This window comes from Alterinioella sp., from assembly GCF_058343375.1.
This window is the reverse complement of the sequence record NZ_JBTUJH010000002.1, coordinates 24908-37336: the sequence shown is the minus strand read 5'-3', so window position 1 is coordinate 37336 and position 12429 is coordinate 24908. Positions and strand designations below refer to the sequence as shown.

Here is a 12429-nt window from a genome sequence, read left to right as displayed (position 1 = left end):
GCGGTTTCTGGGTCGGGCGCTGTCTCAAATCATTCGCAATTATCTCGGGGGGCGCCGAGGCGGCGGCAGGTCACCGGACCTTAGTAAAACAGCGAACGGGGGCGGCTGTAAAGAGCATCCGGGCCTTGACGGGGGCTGGCCCGGATATGGTTTCGCGGCTCAACGCAGGATCGAGCGGCCGGCAAATTCGGCGCTCTCGCCCAACATTTCTTCGATGCGGATCAGCTGGTTGTATTTCGCCAGCCGGTCCGAGCGCGCCAGCGAACCGGTCTTGATCTGTCCGCAATTGGTGGCCACGGCCAGATCGGCGATGGTGGCATCCTCGGTTTCGCCGGAGCGGTGCGACATCACGCAGGTCATTCGGTTGCGATGGGCCAGCTCGACCGCGGCCAGGGTTTGCGAAAGCGTGCCGATCTGGTTCACTTTCACCAGCAATGAATTGGCCGCACCCTGTTCGATCCCCATCGCCAGACGCGCGGGGTTGGTGACAAACAGATCATCACCGACCAGTTGCACGGTGCTGCCAAGGCGGTCGGTCAGCAGTTTCCAGCCCTCCCAGTCATCTTCCGACATGCCGTCCTCGATCGACAGAATCGGGTAATCCGCGCAAAGTGCTGCAAGGTAATCGACATTCTCCGCCGGGCTCAGAATCTTGCCTTCGCCGGCCATGACATATGTGCCATCGCGGAAATATTCGGTCGCGGCGCAATCGAGCGCCAGCATGATGTCATCGCCCGGTTTGTATCCCGCTTTTTCGATGGATTTCAGAATAAAATCAAGCGCGTCGCGGGTAGAGCTAAGGTTGGGGGCAAAGCCGCCCTCATCGCCGATCCCGGTCGAAAGACCCGCCGCCGACAGCTCGCCCTTCAGCGTGTGGAAAATTTCCGAGCCCATGCGCACGGCCTCACGGATATTTTCCGCGGCAACCGGCATGATCATGAATTCCTGAATGTCGATCGGGTTATCGGCATGTTCGCCACCATTGATGATATTCATCATCGGCACCGGCAAAAGCCGCGCGCCGGTGCCGCCGACATAGCGATAAAGCGGCTGGCCGGTATAATCCGCGGCGGCCTTGGCGACGGCCAGGCTGACCCCCAGAATGGCATTGGCCCCCAGGCGGGATTTGTTGTCGGTGCCGTCCAGTTCGCACATGGTCGCGTCGATTGCGGCCTGTTCGGTGGCGTCAAAGCCAACCAGATTTTCGGCCAACTCGCCATTGACCGCCGCCACCGCCTCCAACACGCCCTTGCCCAAATAGCGCGCGGCGTCGCCATCGCGTATTTCGACCGCCTCATGGATGCCGGTAGAGGCACCTGAGGGCACCGCCGCGCGGCCCATGGTGCCATCCTCCAGCACGACATCAACCTCGACCGTCGGGTTGCCCCGGCTGTCCAGAATTTCGCGGGCGTGAATGTCGATGATTGTGCTCATGAGACCGGGTTCCTTGACGGCAGATTTGGCGGGTTGGCGCAGCTATAGCAGGGGCGTGGCGAAAGTAAACGGCTTATGATAGCGCTAACAGAGCGGTGATTGCGCGCTGAGGCGGCGTTCGCGCCAGGCTGAATAAAGCCCGGTGCCCAGGATCAGCGCCGCACCCGCATAGGTCAAGGCATCGGGGCGCTCGGCAAATATGGCGATGCCCAGGATCAGCCCGAAGATAAGCCGCGAATAGCGAAACGGGGTGACGGCGGCAATTTCGCCCACGCGCATGGCTGAAGTGATGGCGTAATAGCCCGTAATAGTGGCCAGGATGGTCCCCAGAAGGATGCCCCAATCCATCGCCGTGGCGGCAACTGGCGGGCCGTCAAATAACAGCAGGATCGCCCCGCAGGGGATCAGAGCAGAAATGCCGAAGGTCGAAAGCTGCAGCGTTTCCAGAGATTTGGGGGCCGCGCGCGTGGCCAGATCGCGCGCCGCCAGGCCCAACATCGCCACCACGGCCCAGATCGCGTTCGGATCAAACCCCTCCAATCCCGGGCGCAAAATGATCAACACGCCGGTCAGGCCCAGGGCAATCGCGCTCCAGCGTCGCCAGCCAACCCGCTCGCCAAAGAATATCGCCGCCGCCATCGCCACCACCAGCGGCGTGGCCTGCAAGACCGTCGTCACCAGCGACAGGGGCGTCAGCGTCAGGGCCAGAACCATGCCAATGCCGGCCACGATCTCGGCCAGAAAGCGCAGGCCGATGGCGGGGTGCCACAGCGCCGCCGGCAACAGGGCGAAACCCCGCGCGCGGGTCCAGATGCCAAAAATGATCACGCCCAGGATACCCAGGCTGCCCATGATCTGCCCCGGCGGCATTGCGCCGGCCAACAATTTGATGCCGACATCGCCAAGCGCGAATGCGGCCATCGCGGCCAGCATCCACATGATACCGCTGAAATTGTCCTTGGCATCCGCCATGATGGGCCTGTCGCATAGGGTGCAAAGCACGCAGATACGCGAAGCTGCGGCGGCAGCGCCAGAGGAAATGCGCGCGTGGGCCCGTTAGTCTGAGCCGCGGTTTTTCAGCGCCACACCGTAAAGTTCCAGCTTGTGGCCCTTCAGCGTGTAGCCCAGTTTCTGCGCGATGCGTTCCTGAAGCGCCTCGATCTCGGGATCGACGAATTCGATCACCTCGCCGGTCTGCATGTCGATCAGGTGGTCGTGGTGGTCGCGTTCGGCATCTTCATACCGGGCCCGGCCATCGCCGAATTCCAGCTTTTCCAGAATGCCCGCCTCCTCGAACAGCTTGACGGTGCGATAGATGGTGGCGATCGAGATATTGGGGTCGCGGGCCGAGGCGCGGGCATAAAGCTCTTCGACATCGGGGTGATCCTCGGCCCCTTCCAGAACCTGCGCGATCACACGGCGCTGTTCGGTCATGCGCAGGCCCTTGGCCTCGCAACGCGTCAAGATGGTTTCCGGCATGGCTGCCCCCGTCATGGTCTGAGGTCCGGTTTAACCGATTTTGCCCCCATGCGAAAAGCCCCGTTCTGCCAGGCGGCCCGGGGAAATTCATCGCGCGATCAGAGTGGCCGGCCCTCAGATCTCCAGCTCGGCTTCGCGGCCAAGCCGACCGGCAAGCCGGGCCACACTCAGCCCCTGCACAATGATCGAAAACACCACGATCAGATAGGTCGCGCCCAATATGATCGGTTTCCATTCGTTTTCGGGCAGTGACAGCGCCAGCGCCACCGAGATCCCCCCCTTGAGCCCGCCCCAGGTCATGATCGGGATCACGCCGGCCGAAAAACTGCGAAACGGGCGCAGCAGCAGCACCGGCACCGCAACCGCCACCAGCCGCGCCACAAGGGCCAGCGCGATGGCCGCAAGCCCGCTCAGCAGCACATCGCCGGAAAACGCGACCGCAAAGACCTCGATCCCGATCAGCAGGAACAGCACCGCATTCAGGATCTCGTCGATCATGAACCAGAACGCATCGACATATTTGCGGGTCTCCTCGCTCATGCCGCCCTTGGGGCCGGTATGGCCGATCAACAGCCCCGCCACCACGGCCATGATCGGGGCCGACACCTCCAGCCCGATGGCCAGCTCATAGCCGCCGAAGGCCAGCCCGAGCGTCAGCAGAACCTCAAGCGAAGGGTCATCGATCCGGCGCATCACCCGAAAGGTCAGCCAACCCAGAGCGCCGCCCAGGGCGGCCCCGCCAAAGGCCTCGCGCGTGAACAGGATCGCCGCATCGGACACCCCGCCGCCACCATGATCTCCGGCCTGCGGAAAGGCCAGCCCGACCAGCACCAGAAACACCACATAGCCGACCCCGTCATTGAACAGGCTTTCGCCCGCAATCTTGGTTTCCAGCGATTTCGGCAGGTTGGCATTTCGCAGCACACCCAGAACCGCCACCGGATCGGTGGGCGTGACAATGACGCCAAAGACCAGCGCAATCAGCAGCGGCATGCCCGTCAGCCAGGAAAACCCGACCCCGATGATCAGCGTCGAAAGAGCGACCCCCATGGTCGCCATCAGCGCCACCACCGGCCATTCGGCGCGCAGATCCTCCAGCTTCACATGCAGGGCACCGGCAAACAGCAGCAGGCCCAGCATCCCCTCCAGCAACGCGCCCGAGAAATCGATCTCGGAAATCATCGCGCGCAGCGTATCGTCGATGCCGAACTCCGGCACCACCAGATCCAGGCCCAGCACCACCAGCGACGCGACAAGCGCCACGATCAGGATGCCGATGGCCGCGGGCAGCCGCAAAAAGAGGTAATTGATCGCCCCGAAAGCACCGGCCAGAACAATGAGAAGCGAGGTGATCTGCAGCAGGGACATCCGGGGCGGGCCATTTTGGGGGCGTTATCCGCCGATTAGAGCGCGTCGCGCCAAATCGAATTCACCGGCCGACCCGAACGCATTCGATTGCGCGAACGCTGCCTCGGTCCGGCCGACGAATGCTCGAATCCGATCAGGCGCGACGCGCTATAGCACAACGCGCAGCGTCTTGACAGCCGCCAGGGGAGGGGCCTTCTGGGCGTGCAGGTTCCAAGGGGATGCAGGTGCCATGCCACGCAAACACAGCATTGATACGTTCGGCGCGGCATCCCTGATCGCGATCGCCATCATTCTGGCCATCAATCAGGTGGTGATCAAACTGGGCAATCAGGGGGTCGGGCCGGTCTTCATGGCCGGGCTGCGCTCGGCGCTGGCGCTGGTATTCCTGCTGATCTGGATGCGCCTGCGCGGTCTGCGGATCAGGGTTGAACCGGGCACGGTGGCATCCGGGCTGCTGCTTGGCGGGCTTTTTTCGATCGAGTTCATCTTTCTCTTTCTGGCGCTGGACCTGACCACCGTGGCGCGCACCTCGATCCTGTTCTATTCGATGCCGGTCTGGCTGACGCTGGCGGCGCATTTCCTGTTGCCGGGCGAACGGATGAGCCGGGTCAGGATGATCGGCCTGGGGCTGGCATTCGCGGGCGTCGTGGTGGCGGTCCTGTCGCGCGGTGACAGCGGCCAGGCGTCGCTTTGGGGCGATATATTCGCCCTTGCGGCGGCGCTGAGCTGGGGCGCGATTGCGCTGGCGGCGCGGGTTCTGCCGATCCGGCGCGCCATCCCCGAGATGCAGCTTTTCTGGCAATTGGCCATTTCGGCCCCGGTGCTGATCGCGCTGGCACCGCTATTTGGCCCGCTGCTGCGCGACCCGACGCTGTTTCACCTCGGGCTTTTGTTCTACCAGGCCCTCTTTGTCGCCTCGTTCAGTTTCCTGTTCTGGTTCAACCTGTTGCGGATCTATCCGGCCTCATCGGTGGCCTCGTTCAGCTTCCTGACCCCGGTTCTGGGCGTGTTTCTGGGCTGGAGCCTGCTCGATGAATATGTCGGGCCGGAAACCTTCGTGGCGCTGGCACTGGTCGCGGTCGGAATTGTGCTGATCAATCGGCCAGCGCAACATCGCCCCAGATAGGCAGGTGATCCGAGGCGCGCCCGGCGGCCCCGGTTCGGCAGGTGCCGCTGGCAATCAGGCGCAGGCCGGGGCCGGTGGCGATGCGGTCAAGTGCGGCGACGGGGCGGCGGGCGGGAAAACTGCGGCCGGGATTGTGCAGCGTGAAATAGGGGTCCAGCGGCGCGAAACCCGCGGCCACCGACCATTCGTTCAGATCGCCAAGCAATATCGTGGGCCGCTCTGGCATTGCGGCCAGATGCGCCATGATCACCGTCATCTGGCGCTGCCGGTCGCGCCGTCTGAGGCCCAGATGGGTGGCCACGATGCGCAGGCATTGCGGCCCGTCGAGATCGGCAATCAAGGCCCCGCGCGGCTCCAGACCCGGCAAGGCCACGCGGGTCAGTTCCGCCATCTGCCAATCCGGGGCCAACAAGATCGCATTGCCATGCCAGCCAAGGCTGACGCGGGTTGTCGCCACGGGGGCGGGGCGCAGCCCGCATTCCTGCACCACCACTTGCGTCGGCAGGGCGGTCGGGCGCGAGCCAAGCCGTTTATCGACCTCCTGCAAAACCGCAATCGCTGGTGCAATATCGCGGATCACGCCGGCCACGCGATGCGGGTCGCGGCGTCGGTCCAGGCCGACGCATTTATGGATATTGTAGCTGAGCACCCGCAGGTGCCCCGGATCGGGAGGCGATGGCAAAGACATGGTGCCAATCTGCCCGCAGTAACCTTGCAGCGGCAAGCCCAATCGCGCATCTTCGGACAGGGACAGGCAAGGAGAAGCCGATGAACCTGTTGCGCAACCAAAGCGGCCTGACATACGCGATCTGGACGATTCTGATCATCGAGGGTATCGCCGCGATGATCACCATGCGCTGGACGGTCGCCTTTGTGTCGCTATCGACCCTGGCCCTGTCGATGACGCCACAACTGCTGGCCTCGCGCCTGCATATCCGCCTGCCGCGCTGGATCATTGCGGCGGTGGCGAGCTTCGCCTTTGCGTCGCTGTTTCTGGGCGAGGTGCTGGATTTCTATGAACGGTTCTGGTGGTGGGATATCGCGCTGCATGGGTTTTCGGCGCTTGGCTTCGGATTTGCCGGGTTCCTGTTCGTGTTCATCCTGTTTGAGGGCGACCGCTATGCCGCACCAGCCTGGGCGATGGGGTTTATGGCCTTCTGTTTTGCGGTCACCATTGGTGCCATCTGGGAGATTTTCGAATTTGCCATGGATCAGACATTCGGCCTCAACATGCAGAAATCGGGCCTGCTGGACACGATGGGCGATCTGATCGTCAATGTGATTGGCGCGGGCATTGCCGGCATCACAGGCGCGCTGTATTTGCGGGGGCAGGCGCTCGGCTCTCTTGCGGCGCTGTTCGACGAGTTCGTGCAGCTCAACCGGCGGCTTTTCAAAAATTTCCGGCGCTAGCGCCCGCGCGGTGCCAATTGCGCCCGGGCGTTTCAGGTGCCACAAAAAGTTTCGCGCACCTGCTCATCGGGCGTCGGCGGCACCATCAGATCGCCCGCATCAGGTTGATCCTGAAACGGGCGCGCAAGCACCGCGTTCAATCTGTGAAATGGGGCAAAATCACCACCCAGCCCTGCCTGAATGGCCTGCTCGATCCGGTGATTGCGCGCAATGAAGGCGGGGTTTGCGCCCTGCATTGCCGTTATCCGGTCTGCGGGTGCCGTGCCCGCGACGCGTGCCTGCCAGCCGGGCAGCCAGTCGTCGAAGGCGGTGGGGTCTCGGAATTCATCGCGGGCGGATTCGGGGCTGGCCCCCGATAGCGCGCGAAACGTCCGGGTGAAATCGGCCTGGTTCAGCGCCATGCGTTGCAATAGATCATAGGCCAGTGTGGCATCCCCCTGCCGGGCTTCGCCCAGGCCCAGTTTCGCGGCAAAAACGCGGTCCCAGGCGGCGGCAAAGTGATCGGCAAAGCCCTGCACCGTCTCGGTCGCCTCGGCAATCGCGCGATCCTGATCCCGCCCCATCAGCGGCAACAGCGCCGTGGCCAGTTGCGCCAGATTCCAGACCGCGATTTCGGGTTGTTTGCCATAGGCATAGCGCCCGTAGCGGTCGATCGAGGAAAACACGGTATCGGGATGGTAGGCATCGAGAAACGCGCAAGGGCCATAGTCGATGGTTTCGCCTGCGATGCTCATGTTGTCGGTGTTCATCACGCCATGAACAAAACCCACCCCCATCCATTTTGCGATCAGTTCGGCCTGCGCGGCGACCACTGCGCGCAGCAGACCGACCGGGCCATCGGCATCGGGGTAATGGCGGGCGATGACATGCTCCATCAGCGCCTGCAATCCGGGCTCATCCCCACGGGCGGCGAAATACTGGAAGGTGCCAACCCGGATATGCGAGGCCGCGACACGGGTCAGCACGGCACCGGGCAAGACCCGTTCGCGGTAGACCGCCTCACCGGTGGTGACGGCGGCCAGCGCGCGCGTGGTCGGGATGCCCAGGGCCGCCATCGCCTCGGAGACCAGATATTCGCGCAGCACCGGCCCCAGCCCCGCGCGCCCGTCGCCCCGGCGCGAATAGGGGGTGGGGCCGGCGCCTTTCAACTGGATATCGCGGCGCTGGCCGGCGGCGTCGATCACCTCACCGATCAGCAGCGCCCGCCCGTCACCCAATTGCGGCACCCAACCGCCAAACTGGTGCCCGGCATAGACCTGCGCGATGGAGGCGGCCCCCTCGGGCAGCGCATTTCCCGCCAGCATTGCCAGCCCGTCACCGCTGCGCAGCGCGTCGGGTTCGAGGCCAAGCTGCCTGGCCAGCGGCTCGTTCAGCGCCACCAATTCGGGGCTGGCGACCGGGGTCGGGGCGAGGTGGCTGTAAAAGCGGCCCGGCAGGGCGGTATAGGAATTGTCGAAAGCGATCTGCATGGCGGGCGTTTCCCTTTATCCCTATCTAGGCGCGGGGCGGGGCATTTGCCAGCGTCACAGCCGGGCGATACGCGTGGTCAGGATGTCAAAGAACGCATCGGCGTCCAGATCCCCCATGAACATCGCATTCGGGGCGCGACCGGTCACGCGCCACCAATCGGCAACACTCATGCCGCGGGTCAGGGTCGATCCGGTCTCGATCTCGACATTGACATGTCGCCCCGAAAAAAGGTCGGGCCGGATCAGATAGGCAATCACGGTCGGATCATGCAGGGGGGCACCGGGCGAGCCGTATTTTTCGCGGTCGTAGCGTTCAAAAAACTCGGTCCAGGCCGCGACGGTGCGCCCGGCATGTGACCCAATTGCACGAAACGCATCATTGCGCGGCGCTGTGACCAGGGCCTTATGGGTGACATCAAGCGGCATCACCACAATAGGAGCGCCTGATTTAAACACAATATCAGCGGCTTCCGGGTCGACATAGATGTTGAATTCAGCCGCCGGCGTGATGTTGCCAACTTCGAAATAGGCCCCGCCCATCAGCACGATTTCCTGAATTCTTTCGGCAATATCGGGGGCTCGTTGCAGCGCTGTGGCGATATTTGTCAGCGGGCCGAGGGGGCAAAGCGTGACGGTCCCGGCGGGTTCCCTGCGCAGGGTTTCGATGATGAAATCGACGCCATGCCGGTCTTGAAGCGGCATCTGCGGATCAGGCAGATCGAGGCCATCCAGACCGGTTTTGCCATGCACATGTTCGGCCGTGACAAGATCATGCGCCAAGGGCCGGTCGCAGCCTGCGAAAACCTTGATGTCGGGCCGTTCAGCCACCTCACAGATCATCCGCGCGTTCCTGGCCGTCAGTTCCAGTGCCACATTGCCGGCCACCGCCGTGATGCCCAGAACGGTCACATCCTCGGGGCTGGCCAGAGCCAACAAGATGGCCACCGCATCATCCTGGCCGGGATCGGTGTCGATAATGATATTGCGGGGCATTGGGGTGGTCTTTCACAGCAGGCGGATTGCCTGACTCTATCGGGGGGAGCAAGAGATTCAATGCCTCCGGCGGGAGTATTTTTGCAAACAAGCAGGGGGGCGTTAAGGTTAACGGGGCTGGCGTTAAGGTTGATGCAGGCGGTGATGCGCGAGGGTTTGGGGGGGGGCAGGTCGCGGACACCATGGTCGCGGGGAACGGCAAGGGCCGACAGCCATGGGCGTCGAAACGGGCACAATAGCGTCATTGGGGGCCGGGCTGCCCTGGACAAGGCAGCCCGGTCTCAATTGCCAGCGTCAAAAATCAGCGGTTTTCGATATCGACGTAGTCGCGGAAGGTCGCCCCGGTATAAAGCTGGCGCGGGCGGCCGATTTTGCCGGCCGGATCGGCGATCATCTCCTTCCATTGTGCGACCCATCCCACGGTGCGGCTGAGCGCAAAGATGGGTGTGAACATCGAAGTCGGAAAGCCCATCGCCTCCAGAATGATGCCGGAATAGAAATCGACATTCGGAAACAGTTTCTTCTCGGTGAAGTAAGGATCGGCCAGGGCCGCGGCTTCCAGTTCCTTGGCAACCTGAAGAATGGGTTTGTTCTCGACCCCCAGAAGATCCAGCACCTCATCGGCGCTTTGCTTCATCACCGTCGCGCGGGGGTCGAAATTCTTGTAGACCCGGTGGCCAAAGCCCATCAGGCGGAAGGGATCATCCTTGTCCTTGGCGCGCGCGATATATTCGGGGATGCGATCCGGCGTGCCGATCTCCTGCAGCATTTCCAGACAGGCCTGATTGGCCCCGCCATGGGCCGGCCCCCACAGACAGGCAATGCCCGCCGCGATGCAGGCGAACGGATTGGCACCGGAGGATCCGGCCAGCCGCACTGTCGATGTCGAGGCGTTTTGTTCATGATCGGCATGCAGTGTAAAGATCCGGTCCATCGCGCGGCTCAGGATCGGGTCGGGCTGATATTCCTCGGCCGGAACCGCAAAACACATGCGCAGGAAGTTGGTGGCATAGTCGCAATCATTGCGCGGATACACGAAGGGCTGGCCGATGGTGTATTTATAGGCCATCGCGGCGATGGTCGGCATCTTTGCGATCATTCGGATCGAGGCCACTTCGCGCTGCCAGGGATCGGAAATATCGGTGCTGTCATGATAGAAGGCCGACATCGCGCCGACCACGCCGGTCATCACCGCCATCGGATGCGCGTCACGGCGGAAACCACGGAAGAAATTGACCATCTGCTCATGGATCATGGTGTGATTGGTCACCCGGCTTTCGAAATCTTCCAGTTCGGCACCGGTTGGCAATTCCCCGTAAAGCAGCAGGTAGCAAACTTCCAGATAGTGCGATTTGCCCGCCAGCTGGTCGATCGGATAGCCGCGGTGCAACAATTCGCCCTTGTCGCCGTCGATATAGGTGATCTTGGATTCGCAGGCCGAGGTCGAGGTAAAGCCCGGATCATGCGTGAACACATGGCCTTGCGCATAAAGCTTTGTGATATCAATGACATCGGGGCCAAGGCTTGGGCTGTGGATCGGCAGTTCAATGGTCTTGCCGTCGAAACTGAGCGTTGCGGTTTTGCTGTCTGCCATCTCTTGTCCCTCATCTCTAGAATGCCGACCCGATAGCCCCGGGCGAGCGCGTGTTTGCGGGTGGAGCGGTATGCCCGGTCCGATCTCTTTCGCGTCTGCCCCGACCGTGCAAAATGATCAGGCGTGCGCCGCATCCGTCAGGCGGGCCAAAGTTTCATCCCGGCCGATGACGAGCATCATGTCGAATACGCTTGGGCTGATCGGGCGGCCGCAAAGTGCTGCCCTGAGGGCCGGCGCGACCTTGCCGAGTTTCAATCCATGGCCCTCCGCCACATTGGCGACAATGGCCTCAAGCGCGTCACGTGTCCAGCTAGCATTTTGCAACTGCGGCGTCAATTCTTTCAGTATACCACGGGATACATCCGTGAGGGCATCCAGCGCTTTCTGATCCCGGTCGATGGGGCTTTTCACCAATACAAAATGAGCTTTTTCAAGCAGTTGCGGAATCGATCGCGCCCGGTCCTTGAGGCAATACATCGCAGCCTCAAGCCCATCTTTCTGCACCTGCGAAAGCGGAGATTGCTGCGTAGCGGCCAAGAAACGGTCGATCTCGGTCAGCAGCTCCGCATCCGCCATGCTGGCGATATGGTGGCCGGAGACATGCTCCAGTTTCTTGAAGTCGAGCCGGGCCGGCGATTTGCCGATTCCGCTCAGATCGAACCACTCGAGAGCCTGCGCATCGCTGAACAATTCATCATCGCCATGGCTCCAGCCAAGCCGTGCCAGATAATTGCGCATCGCGGCAGGCGGGTAGCCCATGGCGGCATATTCCTCGACCCCAAGCGCGCCGTGGCGTTTGCTCAGCTTCTTGCCATCGGGGCCATGGATCAGCGGGATATGCGCCCAGACCGGCACCTGCCAGCCCATCGCGGCATAGATCTGGGCCTGGCGGGCGGCATTGTTGAGGTGGTCATCGCCCCGGATCACATGGGTCACGCCCATATCATGGTCATCGACCACGACCGCATGCATGTAGGTCGGCGTCCCGTCCGAGCGCAGCAGGATCATGTCGTCAAGCTCGGTGTTGCGGATCACGACCCGCCCCTGGACCTGATCCTCAATCACCGTTTCGCCGTCGCGGGGGGCCTTCAGGCGGATGACATGCGGCGCATCGGGGTGCTGATCGGCCGGCACATCGCGCCAGGGCGACAAAAACAGGCTGGAGCGTTTTTCGGCCCGGGCCGCATCGCGGAATGCGGCAATCTCGGCCTGGGTGGCAAAGCATTTATAGGCGGTGCCATTGTCCAGCATCTCCTGCGCCACCTCGGCATGGCGGTCCTTGCGGGCGAATTGGCTGATCGGATCACCATCCCAATCGAGGCCAAGCCAGGTCAGACCGTTCAAAATCGCCTGCGTCGCCTCGGGCGTGGAGCGTTCCCGGTCGGTATCCTCGATCCGCAGCAGGAACGTGCCGCCGCGACCGCGCGCATAAAGCCAGTTGAACAGCGCCGTGCGGGCACCGCCGATATGAAGGTAGCCGGTGGGCGAGGGCGCAAAGCGGGTCACGGGGGCGCGGGTCATGGGCGGGCCTTTCGGGATGCACGCCCGGGCGGGCG

The 12429-nt window shown here is 62.7% G+C and carries 11 protein-coding genes; 2 read left to right on the top strand and 9 right to left on the bottom strand.

Annotated features, from left to right (window positions below; all coding sequences use genetic code 11):
* Window positions 1-159 precede the first annotated feature (159 nt).
* The 4 genes from eno to ACW8PS_RS00500 form a co-directional block, all read right to left on the bottom strand.
* Window positions 160-1434 (bottom strand): phosphopyruvate hydratase, encoded by a 1275-nt coding sequence (eno, locus tag ACW8PS_RS00515; RefSeq protein ID WP_491525292.1) that lies wholly within the window; start codon window positions 1432-1434, stop codon window positions 160-162.
* Between the two features lie 84 nt (window positions 1435-1518).
* Window positions 1519-2406, bottom strand: a complete 888-nt coding sequence (locus ACW8PS_RS00510; protein WP_491525291.1) for a DMT family transporter — start codon at window positions 2404-2406, stop codon at window positions 1519-1521.
* A gap of 84 nt (window positions 2407-2490) precedes the next feature.
* Complete coding sequence (locus ACW8PS_RS00505) at window positions 2491-2913, bottom strand: Fur family transcriptional regulator (protein ID WP_491525290.1); 423 nt, start codon at window positions 2911-2913, stop codon at window positions 2491-2493.
* A 114-nt stretch (window positions 2914-3027) separates the two neighbouring features.
* Window positions 3028-4281, bottom strand: a complete 1254-nt coding sequence (locus ACW8PS_RS00500; RefSeq protein ID WP_491525289.1) for a cation:proton antiporter — start codon at window positions 4279-4281, stop codon at window positions 3028-3030.
* Between the two features lie 229 nt (window positions 4282-4510).
* On the opposite strand from ACW8PS_RS00500, the gene ACW8PS_RS00495 reads away from it, so the two are divergent.
* Complete coding sequence (locus tag ACW8PS_RS00495; protein ID WP_491525288.1) at window positions 4511-5407, top strand: DMT family transporter; 897 nt, start codon at window positions 4511-4513, stop codon at window positions 5405-5407.
* Here ACW8PS_RS00495 and ACW8PS_RS00490 read toward each other — a convergent pair.
* Entirely contained in the window at window positions 5376-6095 is a 720-nt protein-coding gene (locus ACW8PS_RS00490) for an endonuclease/exonuclease/phosphatase family protein (protein ID WP_491525287.1), read from the bottom strand. The genes ACW8PS_RS00495 and ACW8PS_RS00490 overlap by 32 nt on opposite strands.
* Before the next feature lie 80 nt (window positions 6096-6175).
* Between ACW8PS_RS00490 and ACW8PS_RS00485 the strand changes: the two genes are divergently transcribed.
* Window positions 6176-6817 (top strand): DUF2238 domain-containing protein, encoded by a 642-nt coding sequence (locus ACW8PS_RS00485; RefSeq protein WP_491525286.1) that lies wholly within the window; start codon window positions 6176-6178, stop codon window positions 6815-6817.
* 32 nt (window positions 6818-6849) lie between these two features.
* Here the strand turns inward: ACW8PS_RS00485 and ACW8PS_RS00480 are convergent, their stop codons facing one another.
* The 4 genes from ACW8PS_RS00480 to gltX all read right to left on the bottom strand — a co-directional run bounded on the left by ACW8PS_RS00480 (window position 6850) and on the right by gltX (window position 12394).
* A complete protein-coding gene (locus tag ACW8PS_RS00480; protein ID WP_491525285.1) occupies window positions 6850-8286 on the bottom strand; it encodes a protein adenylyltransferase SelO in 1437 nt (478 codons plus the stop codon).
* Window positions 8287-8340: 54 nt separating this feature from the next.
* The gene (locus tag ACW8PS_RS00475; RefSeq protein ID WP_491525284.1) at window positions 8341-9279 is read right to left on the bottom strand and encodes a nucleoside hydrolase; all 939 of its coding nucleotides are present in this window, start codon (window positions 9277-9279) and stop codon (window positions 8341-8343) included.
* Between the two features lie 301 nt (window positions 9280-9580).
* Window positions 9581-10873, bottom strand: a complete 1293-nt coding sequence (gltA, locus tag ACW8PS_RS00470) for a citrate synthase (RefSeq protein WP_491525283.1) — start codon at window positions 10871-10873, stop codon at window positions 9581-9583.
* 117 nt (window positions 10874-10990) lie between these two features.
* Window positions 10991-12394 (bottom strand): glutamate--tRNA ligase, encoded by a 1404-nt coding sequence (gene gltX, locus ACW8PS_RS00465; RefSeq protein ID WP_491525282.1) that lies wholly within the window; start codon window positions 12392-12394, stop codon window positions 10991-10993.
* Between the last annotated feature and the right edge of the window lie 35 nt (window positions 12395-12429).